The 22015-nt window shown below is 64.0% G+C and carries 22 protein-coding genes and 1 pseudogene; 13 read left to right on the forward strand and 10 right to left on the reverse strand.

The features are described 5' to 3' along the window. Positions 1–52 precede the first annotated feature (52 nt). Positions 53–841 (forward strand): response regulator transcription factor, encoded by a 789-nt coding sequence (locus SynM161_RS10670; protein WP_186541393.1) that lies wholly within the window; start codon positions 53–55, stop codon positions 839–841. A gap of 14 nt (positions 842–855) precedes the next feature. Here SynM161_RS10670 and holB read toward each other — a convergent pair whose 3' ends face one another. The 3 genes from holB to SynM161_RS10685 are packed head-to-tail and all read right to left on the reverse strand — an operon-like array spanning position 856 to position 4750. Beyond that, the gene (gene holB, locus SynM161_RS10675) at positions 856–1800 is read right to left on the reverse strand and encodes a DNA polymerase III subunit delta' (protein ID WP_186541394.1); all 945 of its coding nucleotides are present in this window, start codon (positions 1798–1800) and stop codon (positions 856–858) included. Beyond that, positions 1797–2426 carry a dTMP kinase gene (gene tmk, locus SynM161_RS10680; protein ID WP_186541395.1) on the reverse strand — a complete coding sequence of 210 codons (630 nt, stop codon included), beginning with the start codon at positions 2424–2426 and terminating at the stop codon, positions 1797–1799. The genes holB and tmk overlap by 4 nt, the downstream gene beginning before the upstream one ends. After that, entirely contained in the window at positions 2423–4750 is a 2328-nt protein-coding gene (locus SynM161_RS10685; protein WP_186541396.1) for a cation-translocating P-type ATPase, read from the reverse strand. The genes tmk and SynM161_RS10685 overlap by 4 nt, the downstream gene beginning before the upstream one ends. 85 nt (positions 4751–4835) lie before the next feature. Between SynM161_RS10685 and SynM161_RS10690 the strand changes: the two genes are divergently transcribed. Then, on the forward strand, positions 4836–5357 hold the full coding sequence (locus tag SynM161_RS10690) for a photosystem I assembly protein Ycf3 (protein ID WP_006849793.1): 522 nt from the start codon (positions 4836–4838) through the stop codon (positions 5355–5357). Position 5358: 1 nt separating this feature from the next. Here SynM161_RS10690 and radA read toward each other — a convergent pair whose 3' ends face one another. Next, positions 5359–6756, reverse strand: a complete 1398-nt coding sequence (gene radA, locus SynM161_RS10695) for a DNA repair protein RadA (protein ID WP_006851231.1) — start codon at positions 6754–6756, stop codon at positions 5359–5361. A gap of 90 nt (positions 6757–6846) precedes the next feature. On the opposite strand from radA, the gene rpaB reads away from it, so the two are divergent. The 5 genes from rpaB to SynM161_RS10720 are packed head-to-tail and all read left to right on the forward strand — an operon-like array spanning position 6847 to position 11515. Further along, positions 6847–7593, forward strand: a complete 747-nt coding sequence (gene rpaB, locus SynM161_RS10700; RefSeq protein WP_025362545.1) for a response regulator transcription factor RpaB — start codon at positions 6847–6849, stop codon at positions 7591–7593. Further along, positions 7574–8893: a phosphate acyltransferase PlsX gene (gene plsX / locus SynM161_RS10705; RefSeq protein ID WP_114987532.1), complete on the forward strand. Its 1320-nt coding sequence runs from the start codon at positions 7574–7576 to the stop codon at positions 8891–8893. The genes rpaB and plsX overlap by 20 nt, the downstream gene beginning before the upstream one ends. A 57-nt stretch (positions 8894–8950) precedes the next feature. Further along, the gene (locus tag SynM161_RS10710) at positions 8951–9940 is read left to right on the forward strand and encodes a beta-ketoacyl-ACP synthase III (protein ID WP_255441997.1); all 990 of its coding nucleotides are present in this window, start codon (positions 8951–8953) and stop codon (positions 9938–9940) included. A gap of 28 nt (positions 9941–9968) precedes the next feature. After that, positions 9969–10865 carry an ACP S-malonyltransferase gene (gene fabD, locus SynM161_RS10715; protein ID WP_186541398.1) on the forward strand — a complete coding sequence of 299 codons (897 nt, stop codon included), beginning with the start codon at positions 9969–9971 and terminating at the stop codon, positions 10863–10865. Then, positions 10862–11515, forward strand: coding sequence for a 1-acyl-sn-glycerol-3-phosphate acyltransferase (locus tag SynM161_RS10720; protein ID WP_115081170.1), 654 nt, complete (start codon positions 10862–10864; stop codon positions 11513–11515). Before fabD ends, SynM161_RS10720 begins: the two co-directional genes overlap by 4 nt. On the opposite strand, the gene SynM161_RS10725 is transcribed toward SynM161_RS10720, so the two are convergent. The 3 genes from SynM161_RS10725 to SynM161_RS10735 are packed head-to-tail and all read right to left on the reverse strand — an operon-like array spanning position 11478 to position 12924. Continuing rightward, complete coding sequence (locus tag SynM161_RS10725) at positions 11478–12053, reverse strand: YdcF family protein (RefSeq protein ID WP_115081171.1); 576 nt, start codon at positions 12051–12053, stop codon at positions 11478–11480. The two genes, SynM161_RS10720 and SynM161_RS10725, sit on opposite strands and share 38 nt — an antisense overlap. Next, positions 12053–12676 (reverse strand): tRNA (adenosine(37)-N6)-threonylcarbamoyltransferase complex dimerization subunit type 1 TsaB, encoded by a 624-nt coding sequence (gene tsaB, locus SynM161_RS10730; protein WP_186541400.1) that lies wholly within the window; start codon positions 12674–12676, stop codon positions 12053–12055. The genes SynM161_RS10725 and tsaB overlap by 1 nt, the downstream gene beginning before the upstream one ends. After that, entirely contained in the window at positions 12673–12924 is a 252-nt protein-coding gene (locus SynM161_RS10735; RefSeq protein ID WP_115160855.1) for a Ycf34 family protein, read from the reverse strand. Before SynM161_RS10735 ends, tsaB begins: the two co-directional genes overlap by 4 nt. 32 nt (positions 12925–12956) lie before the next feature. On the opposite strand from SynM161_RS10735, the gene SynM161_RS10740 reads away from it, so the two are divergent. Then, a complete protein-coding gene (locus tag SynM161_RS10740; RefSeq protein ID WP_186541402.1) occupies positions 12957–14150 on the forward strand; it encodes a CCA tRNA nucleotidyltransferase in 1194 nt (397 codons plus the stop codon). Positions 14151–14211: 61 nt separating this feature from the next. Then, positions 14212–14643 (forward strand): annotated as a pseudogene (locus SynM161_RS10745) (RNA recognition motif domain-containing protein). A 70-nt stretch (positions 14644–14713) separates the two neighbouring features. Here SynM161_RS10745 and SynM161_RS10750 read toward each other — a convergent pair. Then, positions 14714–15622: a phytoene synthase gene (locus tag SynM161_RS10750; protein WP_186541404.1), complete on the reverse strand. Its 909-nt coding sequence runs from the start codon at positions 15620–15622 to the stop codon at positions 14714–14716. A 3-nt stretch (positions 15623–15625) separates the two neighbouring features. Further along, positions 15626–17044, reverse strand: coding sequence for a 15-cis-phytoene desaturase (gene pds / locus SynM161_RS10755; RefSeq protein WP_115081175.1), 1419 nt, complete (start codon positions 17042–17044; stop codon positions 15626–15628). Positions 17045–17132: 88 nt separating this feature from the next. On the opposite strand from pds, the gene SynM161_RS10760 reads away from it, so the two are divergent. Both SynM161_RS10760 and SynM161_RS10765 read left to right on the forward strand, forming a co-directional pair. Continuing rightward, complete coding sequence (locus tag SynM161_RS10760; RefSeq protein ID WP_186541406.1) at positions 17133–17480, forward strand: NAD(P)H-quinone oxidoreductase subunit M; 348 nt, start codon at positions 17133–17135, stop codon at positions 17478–17480. Further along, complete coding sequence (locus SynM161_RS10765; protein ID WP_115081177.1) at positions 17477–18112, forward strand: DUF3172 domain-containing protein; 636 nt, start codon at positions 17477–17479, stop codon at positions 18110–18112. The genes SynM161_RS10760 and SynM161_RS10765 overlap by 4 nt, the downstream gene beginning before the upstream one ends. Here SynM161_RS10765 and SynM161_RS10770 read toward each other — a convergent pair. Further along, the gene (locus SynM161_RS10770) at positions 18103–19092 is read right to left on the reverse strand and encodes a LysR family transcriptional regulator (protein ID WP_186541408.1); all 990 of its coding nucleotides are present in this window, start codon (positions 19090–19092) and stop codon (positions 18103–18105) included. The genes SynM161_RS10765 and SynM161_RS10770 overlap by 10 nt on opposite strands. Before the next feature lie 81 nt (positions 19093–19173). On the opposite strand from SynM161_RS10770, the gene SynM161_RS10775 reads away from it, so the two are divergent. Continuing rightward, positions 19174–19905, forward strand: a complete 732-nt coding sequence (locus tag SynM161_RS10775; RefSeq protein WP_186541410.1) for an NnrU family protein — start codon at positions 19174–19176, stop codon at positions 19903–19905. Between the two features lie 34 nt (positions 19906–19939). After that, positions 19940–21949, forward strand: coding sequence for an NAD(P)H-quinone oxidoreductase subunit 5 (locus tag SynM161_RS10780; RefSeq protein ID WP_186541412.1), 2010 nt, complete (start codon positions 19940–19942; stop codon positions 21947–21949). Positions 21950–22015 lie beyond the last annotated feature (66 nt).

Consider the following 22015-nt stretch of genomic DNA (forward strand, 5'->3'; position numbering starts at 1 on the left):
ATCCCGACAGACAAGCGCTCGTTATTTCGCCAGCCGAATTGCCGCCGAACCCATGAAGCCCTGCATCCTGCTAATCGAAGATGACCAGGACATGCGCGACCTGGTGAGTGGCCATTTGGAGCACAGCGGCTTCGATGTGCAGCGCGCCGACGATGGGATCAAAGGTCAGGCCCTCGCATTGCAGTACACCCCGGATCTGATCCTGCTGGATCTGATGCTGCCCAAAGTGGATGGCCTCACCCTGTGTCAGCGCCTACGGCGCGACGACCGCACCGCTGGGATTCCGATCCTGATGCTCACGGCTCTCGGCGGCACCAAAGACAAGGTGAGCGGTTTCAATTCCGGAGCCGACGATTACCTGACCAAACCCTTCGACCTGGAGGAACTTCAGGTGAGGGTCAAAGCCCTGCTGCGTCGCAGTGACCGAGCTCCTGTTGGAACCAGCAACCAAAACGAGATCCTCAGCTACGGGCCTCTCACCCTGGTGCCCGAGCGCTTTGAAGCGATCTGGTTTGATCAACCCGTGCGGCTCACGCACCTGGAGTTCAAACTGCTCCATTGCCTGCTGCAGCGTCACGGGCAGACCGTGGCCCCCTCGTTGATCCTCAAGGAAGTGTGGGGCTACGAGCCCGATGACGACATCGAGACCATTCGCGTGCACGTCAGACACCTCCGCACCAAGCTGGAACCCGATCCCCGCAAGCCACGCTTCATCAAGACGGTGTACGGAGCGGGCTATTGCCTGGAACTGCCCACCAGCGCCCAGATGGATGGCCTTGAGGACGTGGTGGCCATGGCCAGGGAAGAGCGCAAACAGCAAGGCGATCGAGCCACGGCCTGATCGCCTTCGTGCACCTAGGAGACGGATGGCGTGAGGTCCAGCAGCGCCACCTCCCAGGCCAATCGCGGCTGAACGAACGAAAGCAGCTGGCCGCGCAGCGTGTCCAAGCGCTTGAGACTTGAGGCGGAACTGCCGGAGCGCCAAAGCCGGTGCTGCCACCAGCCAATCAACCAGAGCTGCTGCTCGCCATCGAGGGCTTCGCAGAGATCGCGTGCCAATGCCAGCGCCTCCATGGGAGTAGCGGGAAACGAATCGAGGCGCTGAACCAACGCCTCGGGCAGACCAGCCAGGCTGCGGCGATGGTCGATCAGAGCGCCTGGAGACCCGGCAGCCAGGGCCAGAAGTTCCGGGGCATCCTGAGCTGAGGCGCCGGTGCGCTCGAGCACCTGGGCCATGGCCTCGGGGTTGAGCCGAAGGAAGCGGATCAACTGACAGCGGGAGCGAATTGTGCTGAGCAACCGCTCGGGGGCTGAGGTCAACAGAATCAGCACCCCATGGCCGGGTTCCTCCAGCGTTTTCAACAGGGCATTGGCCGCAGCTTCCGCCATCGCCTCAGCAGCCTCAATCACAACCATGCCGCGCTTCGCCTCCACTGGCTGCCGGGCCAGACAGCGTCCGATGTCGCGGATCTGCTCCAAGCGCAACTGGGGCGGAGTGCGGCGGCTGAGCCCCGCCTCCTCGGCTTCGGCGCGGGTCAGCAAACGGCCCTGATGCTGATAGGTGGGCTCCACCCAGAGCAGGTCGGGGTGATTGCGTTCCAGCAGGCGTCGGCGTTCCCGGGCCGAGGGCTGACCATCGGCCAGCAGTCCCTCCAGAAAACGCACCGCCGCCAACTGGCGTCCCACCCCTTCAGGGCCGGCAAAGAGATAGGCCGGGGCAACACGGCCCTGGGCCAGGGCCGCCGAAAGCAGATCAACAGCGAGGGGCTGGCCGATCAGATCCCCAAACAGAGCGCTCAAGCCAGATGCTCCTGAAGCTGACGTTCCAGAGCAGCACGAACGGCGCTGGCTGACTGATCTGCAGCGACGGCGCACCAGGAGCGCTGCTGGGCCAACTCGACAAAACCCTGTGCAACCCGCTCCAGGAATGCAGCTCCCTCGGCTTCGATGCGGTCCTCTTTGTCCCCGAGACGGCGCCGCAGGCTCTCTTGAACGGAAAGGCGCAGCCAAAGGGTGAGATCGGGCTGCAGCCCCGTGGTGGCGATCTGTTCGAGCCGCTGAATCAAGTCCTGATCCAACCCACGGCCATAGCCTTGATAGGCAAGGGTCGATCCCGAGAAACGATCGCTGATCACCCAATCACCACGCTCCAGCGCAGGACGGATCAGCGTTTCAACATGCTGAGCCCGGTCGGCGGCATACAGCAACAGTTCAGCGGTGGGAGCTGGTGCCTCCTGATCTGCCGTGTGCAGCAGGAGTTCCCGAATCGAGCGCCCCAGGGGAGTGCCTCCCGGCTCACGGGTGCAGAGCACAGCAGCGCCCTTCGGCATCAGACCGCTGTTGGGCAACCACTCGACCAGATGCTGGATCTGCGTGGTCTTGCCGCAGCCATCGATGCCCTCCAGAACAATGAAGCGACCGTTCATGGCAAGCGAAGAGCCAGGGCGTTGAGCACCACCGTGATCGAACTCAGGGCCATCAACAGCGCCGCCAACGGGGGCGACAGCAGCACCCCATGGCTGGGGAGCAGGGCACCGGCGGCCACCGGGAGAACGATGAGGTTGTAACCAAAGGCCCAGAACAGGTTCTGCCGCACCTTCACCAGGGTGCGGCGCGCCAGGCTGAGGGCTTCGGGCAGATTGTCGAGCCGATCGCCGAGCAACACCAGACCAGCGGAGTCTTGAGCGATCTGGGTTCCAGTGCCAATGGCAATCCCAAGATCAGCCGCGGCCAGGGCCGGCGCATCGTTGATGCCGTCGCCCACCATGGCCACCCGCTCCGCCTGCCGCAGCTGCTCGAGGCGCTGCAACTTCTGCTCCGGCAGCATCTCCCAGCCCAGATCCTTGGCGGCAAAGCCCAGCTGCTGACCAAGGCGCTGCACAGCCGCCTGCCGATCACCACTGAACACCGAGAGCGCCAGACCGTGCGAGCGCAGGCGTTGCAACGCCGGGGCAACATCCGGGCGCAGCTGATCCTCGATCTGCACCAGGCCCACCAGGACAGCTCCCACAGCCACAGCCACCACCGAGCCTTCAGCGGTAGAGAGCCAGTCCTGGGCGGTGGAAGCGATCGCAACACCCTGCTCCTCCAACCAGTCGGGCTTGCCAACACGCACCCGAGCCGATGCACCGTCCACGTGGCCCGCCAGGCCCAGGCCGGAGACGGTGCGAACGTCTTCGCAATCCAGTAGCGCGAGCTCACGGCGCTGGGCCTCCTGCAGCAGGGCGTAGGCCAAGGGATGGCGGCTGCTTTGCTCCAGGCTGGCCGCGAGCTGCAACAAATGATCCGGGTCATTCCCGTACACATCGGTCACGAGGGGACGACCCAAGGTGAGGGTGCCGGTCTTGTCGAAGACCACATGGTCCAAACCGGCGGCTGTTTCGATCACATCACCACCGCGGAACAGCCAGCCGCGCCGTGCTGCCAAGCCGGTGGCCACCGTGATCACAGTGGGGGTCGCCAGACCCAGGGCACAGGGACAGGCGACCACCAGCACGGCGATTGACAGTTGCAGGGCCAGACCCATCGGGGTGCTGGCTCCACTGCCCAAGCCGCCGTGATGCATCCCATGGCCATGGTCCACCCCATGGGACATCGCATGGGTCATGGGCATCCCAGGGGCTGACGCCTGCAGAACCTCAGGCCAGTGTTCAGCGCCGAACAACCACCAGAACAGAAACGTGGCGAGGGCCAGGCCGATCACGCCATAGCAAAAACGGCCTGCCACACGATCGGCCAGGCCCTGGATGGGGGCCCGACGGGCCTGGGCATGCTCCACCAGACGAATGATCCGGGCCAGGGCGGTTTCGGCACCGACACGGGTGACCTTCAAAACCAGGGTTGACTCCAGATTGAGGCTGCCGGAGGACAACTCCGTGCCGGGCTCCGCCTGCAGTGGCAAGGGCTCACCGGTGAGGCTGGACACATCAATGGCCGAGGCCCCCTCAAGCACCACCCCATCCACCGGAATGCGGTCGCCGGCCAGCAACTGCACGGTTTCACCGGGCCTGAGAGCACCAACGCGCACCTCACGAATCGCCCCGTCGCTCAACAGCAGGCGCGCCGTGTCCGGCTGGAGCTCAGCCAGTTGCTGCAGGGCCTGACCGGTCCGGAAACGGGCCCGTTCCTCGAGGAAACGTCCCAGCAGGACGAATCCCAGCAACATCACCGGTTCATTGAAAAAGCAGGGCCAACCCACCTGGGGCCAAACCAAGGCCACCAGGCTGGCCACATAGGCACTGCTCACCCCCAGGCCCACGAGGGAATCCATGCTGGGGGCCCCTGCGCGAGCAGCCGCAACACCACCCACCAGGATCGGACGGCCCGGCCCCAGCAGAGCCGCCGTGGCCAACGTGGCGTGGAAAGGCAGGCTGCCGATCAGAGGCAGCGACAAATGCCCTGCCTCGCTGACATGCCCCAGCACCGACAGCAACAGCAGCACCAGGGCCACCATCAGCTGTCGCCATTGCTGCCACCAGCCCGGCAGCGCCTGCCCGGCAGCCGCCGCTCCGATCGGGGCATCCAGGGAACGCTCCTTGGCCGGAAAGCCTCTGTCTGCCAGGGCTTTCAAGACACCCTTTACATCACTCTCACCGGCAGTGAGATCGAGCCAGGCCGAGCGGCTGACCAGATTCACATCGGCGCGCTGAACACCGGGCTGATCCAGCAGGGTGGTTTCCACAGCGCGGACGCAACCGCCGCATTTCATCCCTTCCACATCCAGGACGACGGTCTGAACCGAAGGGCTCACAGGTGTTTACGCAACAGGGATCTTTACGAGCAGGCTAGGTCGGGCTCCGGTCCCGTCAGGATGGGGGTCCGTCCGCCGGAGCGCCGTGCCCCGCAGCAACCGCAACGACAACTTCATTGACAAGAGCTTCACGGTGATGGCGGACCTGATCGTCAAGCTGTTGCCGATCAATGCCCGCTCCAAGGAGGCCTACGTCTATTACCGGGATGGCCTCTCCGCCCAGAACGATGGCGACTATGCCGAAGCGCTGGAGAACTACGAGGAGGCCCTGAAGCTTGAGGAGAACTCCACCGACCGGAGCGAAACCCTCAAGAACATGGCCATCATCTACATGTCCAACGGCGAGGAGGAGCGGGCGATCGAGACCTACCGCAAGGCACTCGAGGAAAACCCGAACCAGCCCTCCTGCCTGAAGAACATGGGGCTCATTTACGAGAAGTGGGGCCGCATCGCTGAGGAAGGCGGTGAGCAGGACGCAGCGGATCGCTGGTTTGACCAGGCCGCTGACGTCTGGACCCAGGCCGTGCGCCTCAATCCCGGCGGTTATCTCGATATCGAGAACTGGCTGAAGTCCACGGGCCGCAGCAACGTGGACGTTTACTTCTGAATCAGTCCTGGTCGGGCTGCACGGCATCACCGAGCGCCAGCACTAGGGCCTCGGTGACGCTGTCGGCCTCCAGAAGAGCGAGATCCAAACCCGAAGCCAGATCGCCCAGGCCACTGCCCCGGGGGACGACGGCCCGCTGGAAGCCCAGCCGGGCCGCTTCCTGCAGCCGAAGCTCCAGCTGACCCACAGGGCGCAACTGCCCCCCCAAACCAAGCTCGCCGATCAACACCGTGCCCGCAGGCAGGGTGAGATCCCTGAAGCTGGCCACCACCGCTGCAGCGACCCCCAGATCCGCTGCCGGCTCCTCCACCTCCAGGCCACCGGCCACGGCCAGATAGCAGTCGAAGCGGGAGAGCGGCAGTCCCATGTGCTTCTCCAGCACCGCGAGGATCTGGTGCAGACGGTTGGTGCCGATCCCTGTCGCCGTGCGTCGCGGACTGGCATAGCTGGTGACGTTCACCAAGGCCTGCAGATCCACCACCAACGAGCGCGTGCCCTCACAGGCCACGATCGTGGCGACACCGGAGGCGCGGGCATCGCTGAGGAACAGCTCACTGGGGTTGCCCACCTCGGCCAGGCCACCGCTTTGCATCTCAAACAAACCCAACTCATGGGTGGCACCGAAGCGGTTCTTGACGGCCCGCAACAGGCGATGACTGGCGAAGCGGTCTCCCTCGAAGGTGAGCACCGCATCCACGAGGTGTTCCAACACCTTCGGGCCGGCCAACATGCCTTCTTTGGTGACGTGGCCCACCAACAACAACGAGATGTTCTGGCGTTTCGCCAGCCGTTGCAGGGCAGCCGCACATTCACGCACCTGACCGACGGACCCCGGCGCACTCGTGAGGTTGGCGTCATGCAATGCCTGAATGCTGTCGATGATCGCCACCGCGGGGCGCAGCGCCTCCAGCTCCTCCAGCACCAGTTCCAGATCGGTTTCGGCCAGCAACTGCAGCTCCGATGCCCCCCCGGCAAGCCGCTGCCAGCGCAGCTTCACCTGCTGCGCTGATTCCTCAGCACTCACATAGAGCACGGATGCACCGGCCGCCATGGCCGAGGCGCTCTGCAGCAGCAATGTGCTCTTGCCGATGCCCGGATCACCTCCCACCAGCACCAGCGAACCGGGAACCAGGCCACCACCCAGAACGCGGTCAAATTCCGCCGACCCTGTCGCCAGCCGCTGCAGCGGCTGATCCTCCAGCGAGGCCATGGCCGTGGAGCGTCGCGGGGCAGCGGCCTGCTCCGGATCCGGAGCACTGCGGCGGCGACGGCCATCGTCGGCGGGCTGGGATTGCTCCACCAGCGAATTCCAGCTGCCGCACTCCGGGCAACGGCCGAAAAACTGTCGGGCACGGGCTCCACAGACCTGACAGATGAAAACAGCGGTGGATTTGGGCACTGCGAACTGTGAAGAAAGTTGCCGTTGAATGAACAGACCGGGGGGCTGCCCTTTTATTTGTGGCGAGAAGTGACTAACGCCTCAGCGCCCATGACGGCCACGGCTCCCACCAAGGAAACGATCCTCGTGGTCGACGACGAGGCATCAATCCGACGGATCCTGGAAACCCGTCTATCCATGATCGGATACAACGTCGTAACCGCCTGCGACGGCACCGAAGCCCTGGAATTGTTCCCCACCTGCACGCCCGACCTGGTGGTGCTGGACGTGATGATGCCAAAGCTGGACGGCTATGGCGTCTGCCAGGAGCTGCGCAAGGAATCCGACGTTCCCATCGTGATGCTGACGGCCCTCGGCGACGTGGCTGACCGGATCACCGGGCTTGAGCTCGGCGCCGATGACTATGTGGTGAAGCCTTTCAGCCCGAAGGAGCTGGAAGCCCGCATCCGCTGCGTGCTGCGCCGGGTCGAGAAGGAGCAGGTGGCGGGCATACCCAACTCCGGCGTCATCCAGGTCAGCGACCTGCGCATCGATACCAACAAACGCCAGGTGTTCCGCGGCGATGAACGCATCCGCCTAACGGGGATGGAGTTCAGCCTGTTGGAACTGCTGGTGAGCCGTTCCGGCGAGCCGTTCAACCGCGGCGAAATCCTCAAAGAGGTGTGGGGCTACACCCCGGAGCGCCATGTGGACACCCGGGTGGTTGATGTTCATATCTCCCGTCTGCGCTCCAAATTGGAGGATGATCCTGCCAATCCCGAGTTGATCCTCACAGCTCGGGGCACCGGCTACCTGTTCCAGCGCATCGTCGATTCCGTTGCCTCCGAAGGACCCTGATCCCACCCCGGCCCCTCAGCCGCGGCATAAAACAAACCGTCCTCGGGCGATCCGTCGCCTGGTGATTTGGTATCGGCGCAATGCCGCCGTCACAACCATCGTTGATGGCGCTGCCAGCTCAGCAACGGCCGCGGGTTCGATGGCCGGCAACGTGGCCGAAACCGTTGTCTCCGGAGCAGGCACGGTGGCCAGCAGCGTGCTCCAACCGCTGGGGTTTGATCCCCTGCGCTGGCTGCAGGGGGGCACCGATGCCGATGAGATCGACGATGCAGAGCGCCTCTGGGTGGCCGTCGATGGCATGGGCGGTGACCATGCGCCGGGGCCGATCCTGGAGGGATGCCTGGACGCCATTGACCGGCTGCCGCTGAAGATCCGCTTCGTGGGGGAGATCGACCGGGTGATGGCTGCCGCCACCAGCCTTGGGCTACGCGAAGCCTTGGAAAGTGCGCGTGCGGCAGGACATCTGGACCTGGTGGCCAGTGGGCCCTCCATCGGCATGGATGACGAAGCCACGGCGGTGCGGCGCAAACGGGACGCCAGCATCAATGTGGCCATGGACCTCGTGAAGAAAGGCGAGGCCGAGGCGGTGTACTCCGCCGGCAATTCCGGGGCGGTGATGGCCTCGGCGATTTTTCGGCTGGGACGGCTGAAGGGCATCGACCGCCCCGCCATCGGCGCCCTGTTCCCCACCAAGGATCCAGGCAAGCCGGTGTTGGTGCTCGATGTGGGCGCCAACATGGACTGCAAGCCCACCTACTTGCACCAGTTCGCCCTGCTGGGGAACATCTACAGCCGGGATGTGCTGCAGGTGAAACGGCCACGCATCGGCCTGCTGAACATTGGCGAGGAGGAGTGCAAGGGGAACGATCTCTCGTTGAAGACCCACGAATTGCTGCGGGACGAATCCAGGCTCCACTTCGCCGGCAACTGCGAAGGCCGGGATGTGCTTTCGGGCGACTTCGATGTGGTGGTCTGCGATGGATTCACCGGCAATGTGCTGCTGAAGTTCTTGGAGTCCGTCGGCAGTGTTCTGCTGGGGGTGCTGCGGGCGGAGCTGCCCCGAGGGCGTCGCGGCAAGGTGGGATCAGCGTTTCTGCGCAGCAACCTGAAGCGCATCAAGAAGCGGCTCGACCATGCCGAACACGGTGGTGCCCTGCTTCTGGGCGTGAACGGCATTTCCGTGATCGGCCACGGCAGCAGCAAAGCCCTCTCGGTGGTCAGTGCCCTGCGCATTGCCCACTCCGCAGCCAGCCATGGGGTGATGGAGGATCTCGCCACGCTGCAACAGGGTTGTGATTGACTGACGCGACGTCAATCAACCTCCGTCTTGGTCGAGCCGCTCAGCACAACCAGGGGGGTGTTGTTCCGAGGGTCTGGCAGCGCGACGCCCAGCCGCTCGATCAGCAACGCAGAGCTGGGCCAGCGGGTTGAGACGAGTGACGAATGGATCCGCAGTCGCACAGGCATTGCCGCGCGACGGGTGGTCAACAGCGACGAATCCCTGGCGGAACTGAGCGGGTTGGCGGCGGAACGCGCCTTAGAGATGGCCGGTTGGTCGGCCGACAGCCTCGATCTCATCCTGTTGGCCACCTCCACCCCAGACGACCTGTTCGGTTCGGCCCCACGGCTGCAGGCGCGCCTCGGCGCCACCCATGCCGCGGCCTTTGATCTCACCGCTGCCTGCAGCGGCTTTCTCTTCGCCGTTGTGACCGCCGCCCAGTATCTGCGCAGCGGGGCGATGCGCCGCATCCTCGTGGTGGGAGCCGATCAACTCAGCCGCTGGGTGAACTGGGACGATCGCCGCTCCTGCGTTCTCTTCGGTGACGCGGCCGGTGCCGTGGTGCTGGAGGCCTCAGAGAACGGCCAGGACGATCTCGACGGATTTCTGTTGCGCTCCGATGGCAGCCGCGGCGAAGTGCTCCAGCTGCCCCAGGTGAACCAGCGCCAGCCCCTGGTGGGGGACGCCAGCCATCAATGCGGCGGCTTCAGCCCCATCCAGATGAACGGTCAGGAGGTCTACAAATTCGCGGTGCGCGAGGTGCCGGCGATTCTCGAGAAGCTGCTTGCACAGGGTGGTGTCGCCGCAGATTGCCTGGATTGGCTGCTGCTGCATCAAGCCAACCAGCGCATCCTTGATGCCGTGGCGGATCGCTTCTCGGTGCCCTCCGAAAAAGTGCTCAGCAACCTGGCCCACTACGGCAACACCTCGGCGGCCACCATTCCCCTGATGCTGGATGAAGCCGTGCGGGATGGCCGCATCCAACCCGGCCACCGCATCGCCAGCAGTGGATTCGGAGCGGGTTTGAGCTGGGGTGCAGCCCTCTTCCGCTGGAGCGGGCCCGCCTAATCTCCGGCACGGTCTGCAGAACACAGCAATGGCGATCGCCTGGGTCTTTCCCGGTCAGGGCTCTCAAAAAGTGGGCATGGCGGAAGCGCTGCTCAGCATCGAAGGCAGCCGCGAGCGTTTCGCCATGGCCTCCGAGCTGCTGGGGCGTGATCTGCTGGCGATCTGCCAAGGGGAAAGCGGCGGTGGTGATGGCCTGGATGACCTCAACGACACCCGCAACACCCAGCCCGCCCTGTTTGTGATCGAATCGGTGCTGGCCGACAACCTTCAGCAGCAGGGCCGCGAGCCTGCGCTGGTGGCCGGCCACAGCCTGGGCGAGCTGGTTGCTCTGTACAGCGCAGGGGTATTTGGGCTGGAGACCGGTCTGCAGCTGATGAAAACCCGCTCAGAACTGATGGCGAACGCCGGGGGCGGCGCCATGACGGCCGTGATCGGCTTCGATCGCGCTCAGCTGGACGATCTGGTGGCCGCCACGGACGGCGTCAGCATCGCCAACGACAACAGCGATGCGCAGGTGGTGATCTCTGGCTCTCCAGAGGCCGTGGAAAGCGTGAGTGGAGCCCTGAAATGCAAACGCGCCATCCCCCTGGCCGTCTCCGGAGCCTTCCACTCCCCGTTCATGGCGGAGGCGGCTGAACGCTTCGCCGCCGAGCTGGACAACGTGCCCTTCCTGGATGCCCGCGTTCCAGTACTCAGCAACAGCGCCGCCAGCGCCAGCACCAGTGCGGACGAGCTCAAACAGCGCCTGAAGCAGCAGATGACCACCGGTGTGCGCTGGCGCGAAACCATGGCAGCGATGACCGACAGCGGTGTGAACACCCTGGTGGAAATCGGTCCGGGCAACGTGCTCAGCGGCCTGGCCAAACGCAGCATGAGCGGGGTCACCACCGCCCAGATCTCCGGGGCTGGAGACCTCGGACAGTGAGTCAATCCAGCCTCGTCCGCACCCCCAAGCCGAGCCTCACCTACCGGCTGGTCAGCAGCCTGCTGGTGTTCCCGGTCTTCCGCTTGCTGTTCCGCGGATCGACCTCCGGCAACAACCGAGTGCCCATGCAAGGCCCCCTTGTGGTGGTGGCTAACCATGGTTCGCACCTGGACCCGCCCTTGCTGGGCCATGCCCTGGGACGCCCCGTGGCCTTCATGGCCAAGGCAGAACTGTTCAGCATCCCGTTGCTGGGGCGCTTGATCCGGGCCTGTGGTGCTTATCCCGTGCGGCGAGGTGCCAGCGATCGCGAAGCGATCCGCACCGCCACCGCTCGACTTGAAGAAGGCTGGGCAACGGGGGTGTTTCTGGACGGCACCCGACAGAACGACGGCCGGATCAACAACCCACTCCCCGGAGCGGCCCTGCTTGCGGCTCGCACGGGAGCCCCGCTGCTGCCGGTGGCCATCTGCAACAGCCACCGCGCCTTGGGCAGCGGGCGCAGCTGGCCGCGCCTTGTGCCGATTCAGCTGCGCATCGGCGACCCCATTCCAGCCCCGGCCAGTCGCCGCAGGCCTGATCTGGATGCCACCACCGCTCTGCTGCAGGAACGCATCAACGCTCTGCTGGATCAGGGTCCGCAGCATCCCTGAGGTCGCGACCGGTCATCACCCACGCCACCGCACGAAGCCAATCACTCCATTGCTTGAGGCGTCCCTCCTGGGTGCAGTCCTCGCGGCAGGCCACGGGAACGCCGGTGAGCTGAATTCCGCGGCTGCCGGCCACCACCTGGCCCACCGCCATGGAACGGGGCAGGTGGTCTTCGCTGGTCACCAGCAGCACGTGGCGAACACCATCCGCCTGCAGCTCATCCACCACAGACGTGAAATTGCTGAGGGTGTCACGGGCCCGGTAATCCAGGGTGACGCGGTCGGGATTGAAGCGCTCCTCACTGAGCATCCATTCGGCGTACTCACGGTTGCTGCCGCCGCTCACCAGCAGGGGTAGATCGAGCTGACGCGCCAACCGGGCACCCATTCGTTCCCGGTCCACATCTCCCCCGAGCACCAGCACCAGCTGGGGCGGGCTGCGATCCAAGAGAGCCCGCCGATAGGGCGACAGCGGGCCGGGCCCCAACAACCAGGCCATCAAACCAGCTCCCAGCAGCAGCCCTGTACGCACGCCCGCCATCAGACCTGTCCAACAGGTGAGGTGGGGTAGATCGGCAGCACCTCAGCCCAGGGCATCGCAGCCCCGGCAGCATGGCTGCGCTGCAACAGCTGCAGGAGCCGCGCCACATCCGCTTCCACATCCAGCTGCACCTCAACAGCAGGCTTGGGTGATGCCCCCTGAGGCAGCAAGGTCGGCAGGCTGAGTTCGTGAACCTGCCCGGCCGTGATCCGGTACTGACCACCCACCACCCCGCGCCGGGGCAACTCCTGGGTGATCCAGAACGGTTCCCCCTGCATGGATTGGGGCAGTTGCCGCTCCAGGCGTGGGGCCATCAGGGCATAGCTGCTCACCCCCAGCAGGGGGCAATCCAGCTGTTGCGCCAGGGTGCGGGCCATCACCATCGTGAGGCGGGTGCCGGTGAAGCCGCCGGGTCCCGTCGCGACGGCAAGGCCCTGCAACTGGGGCCAACGCTCGGGCGGGAGGAGCCCCTGAACCCGCGAAATCAAGCTGTTGGAGAGGCCCCGGCCATCCGGATGAGCCTGCACCAGGGGCTCTGCCCCAGGCTGCTGAGGATCCAGCAGCGCCATGCCAAAGCAGTCGGAACAGCTGTGCAAGGCGAGCAGCAGCGGTGGAGCCGTCATCGGGGCAGCTCCTGTCCAGGACGGCAACGCTGCCACCGGCCTGGATCCGCCTTGAAGCTGGCGCAGGAGCGCACATCCCACTCAATCCCGGCCTGGCCATCGGGGAGATCCATCACCGACACGTGGATACGGGGCGCGTCTGGCTCAAAATCCGGGGCCTGGGCTAGATGCGGAACACCATGCTGACGCTCAACTGCGTGATAGGCCTGACAACGGTCGACCCAGCTGCAATCCACGCAGATGCACATGCCTCCCGAGGCCGTTCACTCCCCCCATTCTGATGGCCCAAGGCTCCGGCAACGCATTGCTTGACCAGCTGCGCGAGCGACTGGCTCCAGCCCAGTGGCCTCTCCCCCTGGCACGGCTTCCGGAGGGCACGGCGCTGGTGGGTGGCGCCGTGCGGGATGGCTTGCTGGACCGTCTCCAGGAGCAGCCGGATCTTGACCTGGTGGTCCCAGCGGATGCCATCGCTCTGACCAAGGCCCTGGCCCAGGAGCTCCATGGCACTTGTGTGGTGCTCGACGCGGAACGGAGCATTGCTCGGCTGGTGCTTGGTGGCTGGACGGTCGACATCGCCCGACAGGACGGAGACCGCATCGAAGACGACCTCTGGCGGCGCGACTACCGGCTCAATGCCATCGCCGTGTCGCTCCAGCCCTGGGGAGAGCTGTGGGACCCCACAGGGGGACTGAGCGACCTCCAGCAGGGCTGCCTGACCGCCGTCTCGGAAGCCAACCTCATCGACGACCCTCTGCGGTTGCTGCGGGGATTGCGGCTGATGGCGGAAATCCCCCTCACCATCTCCCACCAGACCATGGCGTGGATTGAGCGCCACGCCGCACGGCTTCCGGAAGCGGCACCGGAGCGAATCCTGGCGGAGCTGCAGCGCCTGGTGCGGGGCGAACACGCTGACGCCGCGATGGCAGCCCTCACAAGCCTGCCGTTGCTGCATCCCTGGGCGGCCGGAGGGCAACCTCCCACGCCCGGCAACATCGATGGCCTGACCAGCGAGGAAGCCGCAGAAGCAGTGCCCTTGGCTCGACTGACGGCCCTGGTGAGCGATGAGGGTCTCAGCCAACTCCGCGCCAGTCGCGCCCTTCGCCAGCGCTGCAAACGGCTGCGGAGCTGGCAGCAACGCACCGGCCAGGCACCGGGCGAGCTACCTGAGAGCGATCGACTGCAATTGCATGAGGAGCTCGAGGGGGATCTCCCCGCCCTGGCCCTGCAACTGCCCATGCCCGAAAAAGAAATCTGGCTGCGTCGATGGCGCAACGCCGAGGACCCTCTGTTCCACCCCAGAACCCCGGTCGACGGCAATGGCCTGCTGGCGGCCCTGGAGGTCGAACCCGGCCCCCGTCTCGGACGCCTGCTGCATCATCTGAAGCTTGAACATGCCTTTGGACGCATCCAGACCCCAAGCGAGGCACTGAAGGAGGCCCAACATTTCTTGACCCGTGAAAGCGAGGCTCTGTGATTAACTTTCCAGGTGTCAATGATGACGGTCAGACACCGACAGATCGCATTTCCTTTCCTTCATGAGCATCCGCCTGTACATCGGCAACCTGCCGCAGACCTTTGAAGAACAGGAGCTGGTGGCTCTGCTCAAGTCGGTGGGAGAAGGGATTCGGTTCAAGTCGGTTCTCGACCGCGAAACCGGTGCATGCCGCGGTTTCGGCTTCGCCAACGTGGACGATCCGAAGCTGGCCGACGCCGTACTCGAAGCTCTCAACGGCAAGGAGTTCGGTGGCAGTGCCCTACGCGTCGAGCGCTCCGAGCGTCGCGACAACAATGCTGGCGGCAACCGTCGTGGAGCCCCCAATGCAGCCGGCCAGCCTCAAGTTGCCCGAAAGGCTGTGAACAAGGTGGTCCACAGCGATGCGAAGAGCTAAGGCGCTCCTGACCCCCGCTGGGCCGGCGAACTGTCCAAGCTCAAGGATCTGCTGGCCAACCAGAAGACGGCGGTTTGATCAGTCGCTGATCTGATCGAGGGAAAAAGAAGATCAACTTCACCCCTGCCGGTTGTCCCGGCAGGGGTTTTTAGCGTGACTGAGCCAACAGGAATGAACGGGGCAGATCAAGCAGCTTGTTGACCTTGGCCACATAGGCACGGTGATTGAACACGTCGTAATCGACCCGTTCAATTTCATCCAGGATGCCGCGGTACAACCGCAACGACGTCCACACCGGCCAGCGCGCATCGGCGGACAGCCAACGGACTCCGGCTTCGGAGCGAGCAAACCAATCGCGAGCCCGCTCCAGCTGGAAGCGCATCAACGCACGCCAGGCGTTGTTGAGGGTTCCAGCCATCAGCTCCTCCTCGGAATAACCGAACCGCTCGAGATCTTCCTGGGGCAGATAGATACGACCACGGCCCCGGTCTTCCCCCACATCCCGAAGGATATTGGTGAGTTGGTTGGCGATCCCCAGGGCGACGGCAGCATCGGAGGTGTCGGGACAGTCGCTCCAGGGAGCTGAGGTGTAGGCCTGGTCGACGCCCATCACCCCCTGGGTCATCAGGCCAACGGTGCCTGCCACGCGATAGCAGTAGAGCTTGAGGTCTTCAAAGCGGGGGTAGCGGGTCCAGGTGAGGTCCATCCGCTGGCCCTCGATCATGTCGAGGTAAGGCTGAATGCCCTGGGGGAAGCGCTCCAGGGTGTCGACCATCACCGCATCCAGGTCGTCCTCCACCCGACCATCAAACAGAGCAAGGGTCTTCTCCTCCCAACGGTCGAGCCGCTCTGCAAGCTCCTTCACCGGACGCGCCTGGGCCTCCGGGCTGTCCATCAACTCGTCCGTGCGCCGGCACCACACATAGATCGCCCAAATGGCACGCCGCTTCTCCGGAGGGAGAAGCAAGGTGCCGATATAGAACGTCTTGGCCCACTCGGCGGTCTCCCGACGGCAGGCCTCAAAGGCTGCGTCGAGATCCGGGGAGGCGAGGGGCATGGCTCAGGCCGTCACAGGCTCACTGGAAGAGGTCGATGATGCCAGCTGACCTGTCTTGCGGTCCACTGCGCCGGCGCAGAGCTTGCCGCTGAGAACAGCACCTTCCATCGAGGCGAGATAGCGCTGCATCGTGTAGTCGCCCGCGAGGAAGAAGTTCTTGATCGGGGTGGTTTGATCCGGACGCAGCTCCTGGCAACCGGGAGTCGTCTTGTAGACGGACAAGGGCGTCTTCACGACCTTGTATTTGCGCAGGGTGGCGGGGTTGTCTCCACTGAAGTGCATCGGGAACAGCTTCTTGAGCTCACCCATGGTGGCCTCAATGATCTCCTCATCGGGGCGGCCGATCCAGTCTTTGGCAGGAGCAAAAACCAGCTCGAGCATCGACTTGTCGGGGTCTTCATACTCCTTGCAGGTGATGCTCATATCGGCATACACGCTGAGCAGGGGGGAGCGGCTGAACAGCAGATGGTCAATGTCGGTGAGCTTGCGATCGAACCAGAGGTGCAGGTTGATCACAGGGACACCCCGGAGACCATCCAGCTTCTGGAACACCTCCATCTGCTTCCAGGGCTCAGGCAGCAGCAGCTTGAAGGGATCCACCGGCAAGGCACTGACGTAGGCATCAGCGGTGAGGTCGAAGCTCTCCTTGCCCTTCACGCCACCGATGTGGAAGGCCGCCACCGAACCATCGGCATTGAGCTTGATCTCACGCAGGGGGCTGTCGAGGTGCACTTCACCACCCAGTGATTCGATGTGCTCGACCACCGGCTGGCAGAGGCGCTCCGGCGGTGCACCATCCAGGAACGCCATCTTGGAGCCGTTCTTCTCCTGCAGGAAGCGGTTCAAGGCCGTGAGCACCACGGTGGCAGAGATCTCATCGGGATCGATGAAATTCAGCGCCTTGCTCATCGCCAAGAACACTTCATCGTTCACCCGTTCGGGAATGTTGTGGACACGCAGCCACTCGGTCCAGGAGTATTTGTCGCACTCCTCGACATACCCCTGACCCCGGAGCATGGCGGGGACCAGTCCCAGTCCGAAGCTGATCTTCTCCGGCCAGGTGAGCATGTCGTTGTTGCCCAGAATCGCCGCAACACCGTTCACCGGTGCCGGCAGGTCGGGGAAATCAAAGCGGCTGTAGGTGCCTGGTTCGTCCTGCTGGTTGAAGATCATCGAATGGCTCTTCCACTGCAGCCGGTCTTCGATGTTCAGCTCCTTGAACAACTGCAGCATGTTCGGGTAAGCCCCGAAGAAGATGTGCAGGCCGGTTTCATACCAGTCGCCGTCCTCGTCTTTCCAGGCCGCAACCTTGCCGCCGAGAACATCCCTGGCTTCCACAACGATGGGGGTGTGGCCGGCATCCGCCAGGTATTTGGCACAGGAGAGTCCAGCAAGACCAGCTCCGGCAATAGCGACGCGCATGCGGCCGTCTCGAAAGTGAAACCAACCTTAAAAGGGCTTGACCCCCGTTCGCTTCTTAAAGTCGTGTCAGCTTTCCCGTGGGCGCGTCTTGGCTGACACCCTTCTCAAGTGCACCACCCGCCACGTGCGCCTGTTCACAGCAGCACTTCAAGAGGAGGATCTGATTCCTTCGGATGACCAACTGACCTTGGATCTGGATCCCGACAACGAATTTCTCTGGGATGCAGCCAGTCTCGCCAAGGTGCAGGGACGCTTCAAGGAACTGGTGGATGCCGCAGCCGGTGGCGAACTGAGTGACTACACCCTGCGCCGCATTGGTACAGACCTGGAGGGATTCATCCGGCAACTGCTCCAGGCCGGAGAACTCAGCTACAACCCGGATGGCCGCGTGCAGAACTTCTCCATGGGCCTGCCCCGCACCCCAGAACTGTTGTGACCGGCTCGCGCTACGACCGCGGCGGCCGCCGACCGCGTGATGGCCGCTACGACCGCGGTGAGCGGGACCGCTATGACGCTCCACCCCGGGGCGGATACGGCCGTCCTCCCGGCCCGCCACCAGGTGGCGGAGGCGGCCAGGGCGGCTTTCAATTCAGCACCCTCACCGTGGCCGTCTTGGCAGGCGTTCTCGTGGTGGGAATCGGCATCGGCAGCGCTGTCACCAGCACCACCACGGGAGACCAGGGAAACATCGCCAGCTCCCAGCAACTGGACATGGCCGTTCCCGACCCGGAGTTCTGCCGCCAGTGGGGGGCGAGCGCCTTCGTCATGGACATCGAGATGTACACGACGCTCAACCCCTCCAGCAGCTTTGTGACCCAGCCAACCCTGCAACCGGGTTGTGTGATCCGTCGGGAGAACTGGTCGGTGCTGCGCAAGGAGGGGGCCATCACCGCCGAGCAGGAGCGTGAGTGCAAACAGCGGATGAACACTTTTGCCTACATCGGCTCCGTTCGGGACAAGCCCGTGGTGCGCTGCGTCTACCAAACCGATATCAGTGAGAACAAATTCCTCACCCGAGGCGTGGCAGATGACGCTGTGGGCGTGACACCCGAGGCCGATCAGTTCTGAACCAGTTGCTCCCCGATCGCTTCAGGCGCGACCTTCGCTGCCTGACGAATCGGGCTGTCAGCGCTGGCAAAGACGGGCAGAACGTCATTGCGGAAGGCCACCGAGGCGCGTGAGCAGTAGCGGGCGGGATGGGTGATCAACTTGAGCTGGCGTCTCACCTGCAGATCAGCCACCTGGGGCCGGTGAATCGTTCCCGCCGATAACTCCCGCTCGATCGACACCACGGGAACAAAGGCGGCTCCCAGGCCCGCCTGAACGGCATTCTTGATGGCTTCCAGCGAATTCAGCTCCATGTCGATGCGCAGGCGCTGCACATCCAGGCCGGAGCGCGCCAGAAGCTGGTCGACCATCTTCCGGGTGGTGGATTGCGCATCGAGACAGACAAAGCCCAGGCGATACAGGTCTTCCTTGGTGAGTTCAGCCAGTCGGGCCAAGGGGTGCTTCACCGGCAGCACCAGCGCCAGCTCATCACTGGCGTAGGGCACCACCTGCAGCAGTTCATTGAGTTCCGCCGGCAATTCACCACCGATGATCGCCAGGTCGATCTGACCGTTGGCCACACTCCAGCCCGTGCGTCTGGTGCTGTGGACCTGGAGCTGCACGGACACGTCCGGATATTTCTGGCGGAACAGGCCGATCATCCGGGGCATCAGGTAGGTGCCGGTGGTCTGGCTTGCCCCCACGATCAGGGATCCACCTTTGAGGTTGTGGAGATCATCCAGGGCCCGACAGGCTTCATGGCACTGGCTCAGGATCCGGTCGCAGTAACTCAGCAGCAGATGGCCAGCCTCAGTGAGCTGCGCCTTGCGCCCGCCGCGATCAAACAGCGAAACCTCCAACTGCTTCTCCAGGTTCTGGATCTGAAGGCTGACGGCGGGCTGGGTGACGTAGAGACTGTCGGCGGCTTTCTTGAAGCTGCCCTCACTGACAATCGCGCGAAGGATCCGCAGCTGGTCAAGGGTGAACGGCAGATCGGCCACCGCGGAACACCCGGAGGAACACCAGAAATTTAGGACCGCCACGTCCGACAGCCAGAATCACGCCCTTCCAACGCAGCCGCCATGGCCTCCACCCACCACAGCAGCGTCGTGATGCTGGTGCTGCTGATCGTGTTTGCCGTAATTCACAGCGGTGGTGCTGCCCTGCGCAGCCGGGCTGAGGCCGTGATCGGAGCACGGGCCTGGCGCCTGATCTTCGCGGCAGCCAGCATTCCCTCGGCCGTGGTGGTGATCGGATGGTTCCTGGCCCATCGCTACGACGGGATGCGGCTGTGGAATCTCCAGGGCGTGCCTGGGGTGATTCCGCTCGTGTGGATCGGAACCGCCATCAGTTTTCTCTTCCTCTATCCAGCCACCTACAACCTGCTGGAGATCCCGGCGGTGCTGAAACCGCAGGTGCGTCTTTACGCCACAGGGATCATCCGCATCAGCCGCCATCCCCAGGCCATCGGGCAAATCCTCTGGTGCCTCACCCATGCCCTCTGGATCGGCAGCAGCTTCATGCTGGTGACCTGCGTGGGCCTGATCGGCCATCACCTCTTCGCCGTCTGGCATGGCGACCGGCGCCTGAAGGCCCGCTTCGGCGAAGCCTTTGACGAGCTCAAGGCAAGCACCTCGATCGTGCCTTTCGCAGCGGTGCTGGATGGACGCCAGCAGTTGCAGTGGCAGGAATTCGTTCGACCGGCACAACTGGGCATCGCCATCGCCGTCGGCGTGTTCTGGTGGGCCCATCGCTTCATTCCGACGGCTGCCGAGTTGATGCGCAATTCAGCACTCCAGAACCTGCTGGGCTGAGCTGCCTACACTCGCTTCAACCTCCTTTTTGCGGATGCCCTCGGCCGAGGAACTCGCCTGGCTCATTCCGGTTCTGCCCCTGTTCGGCGCAGTGCTGACCGGGTTGGGATTGATCAGCTTCAACCGCACGATCAATCGGTTGCGCAAACCCGTTGCGCTGCTTTTGATCTCCTGCGTTGGCGCAGCTGCGGCCCTCAGCTACAGCATCCTGTTCAACCAGCTCAATGGCGCCCCGCCCGTTGAGCATCTGTTCGTATGGGCCAGCGCAGGCAACTTCGTTCTGCCGATGGGCTACGTGGTGGATCCACTCGGGGCGGTGATGCTGGCGCTGGTCACCACCATCGCCCTGCTGGTGCTGGTGTATTCCCACGGCTACATGGCCCATGACAAGGGCTATGTGCGCTTTTTCACGTACTTGGCGCTGTTCAGCAGCTCCATGCTGGGTCTGATCATCAGCCCCAATCTTCTGGAGATCTACGTCTTCTGGGAGCTGGTGGGCATGTGCTCCTACCTGCTGGTGGGCTTCTGGTACGACCGCGACGGTGCCGCCCACGCCGCTCAGAAGGCTTTTGTGGTGAACCGGGTTGGTGACTTCGGCCTGCTGTTGGGCATCCTTGGCCTGTTCTGGGCCACTGGAAGCTTCGATTTCCAGGGAATCGCCGATGGTCTGCAGAACGGCCTGGCCGCCGGAACGGTGGCCCCATGGGCAGCGCTGCTGCTCTGCCTGCTGGTGTTCATGGGTCCGATGGCCAAGTCGGCCCAGTTCCCTCTCCACGTTTGGCTGCCCGATGCCATGGAGGGCCCGACGCCGATTTCAGCGCTGATTCACGCCGCAACGATGGTGGCCGCAGGGGTGTTCCTGGTTGCCCGACTCGATCCCCTCTACGCCCAGTTCCCCATCGTTCAAACCGTGATCGCCGTCGTTGGCACGATCACCTGCTTCCTGGGGGCTTCCATCGCCCTCACCCAGATGGACCTCAAGAAGGGTCTGGCCTACAGCACCGTCTCCCAGCTCGGCTACATGATGCTGGCGATGGGTTGCGGTGCCCCGGTCGCCGGCATCTTCCACCTGGTGACCCATGCCTTTTTCAAGGCGATGTTGTTCCTGGGATCAGGCTCCGTCATCCACGCCATGGAGGAGGTGGTGGGCCACGAGCCCGTTCTTGCCCAGGACATGCGCCTGATGGGCGGCCTGCGCAAAAAGATGCCCGTCACCTCGATCACCTTCTTCATCGGCTGCATCGCCATCAGCGGCATTCCGCCCCTGGCCGGCTTCTGGAGCAAGGACGAAATTCTTGGCCAGGCCTTCAACAGCTACCCACTGCTCTGGGTGGTGGGCTTCCTGACGGCGGGGATGACGGCCTTCTACATGTTCCGGCTCTACTTCCTCACCTTTGAGGGGGAGTTCCGCGGCAATGACACCGCCATGCAGGCCCAGCTGCTGACCGCCGCTGGCAAGGATCCTTCCGAGCACCACGCCCATGGCGGCAGCGTGCACGAATCGGCCTGGCCGATGGCGGCCCCCTTGGCGGTGCTGGCGGTGCCTTCCGTCCTGATTGGCCTCTTGGGCACCCCATGGAACAGCCGCTTTGCGGGCCTTCTCAATCCGGAAGAAGCCCTCGAGATGGCCGAACAGTTCAGCTGGGGCGAGTTTCTCCCCCTGGCGGGCGCCTCCGTGGCCATCTCCGTTGCCGGCATCAGCCTGGCTGTTCTGGCCTATGCCCTGCGTCGGATTGATCTGGGGCAGCTGGTGGCCGGCCGCTTCCCGGCGGTGAATGCCTTCCTCGCCAACAAGTGGTATCTCGATGTGTTGAACGAAAAGCTGTTCGTTCGCGGCAGCCGCAAACTGGCGCGGGAGGTGCTCGAGGTGGACGCCAAAGTGGTTGATGGCGTGGTCAACCTCACCGGACTGCTCACCCTGGGCAGCGGCGAAGGTCTCAAATATCTCGAGACCGGACGGGCCCAGTTCTATGCCCTGATTGTGTTTGCCGGTGTGATTGGCCTGGTGGTGCTGTTTGGCGTGATCGGCGGACCAATCGCTTGAAGCCCATCGTCCATGTGTGTCATCGCCTATCGAGGTGATGACACAGCGGCCATGATTTCTACGATC

Source organism: Synechococcus sp. M16.1 (genome assembly GCF_014279895.1).
Classification (GTDB): Bacteria; Cyanobacteriota; Cyanobacteriia; order PCC-6307; family Cyanobiaceae; genus Parasynechococcus.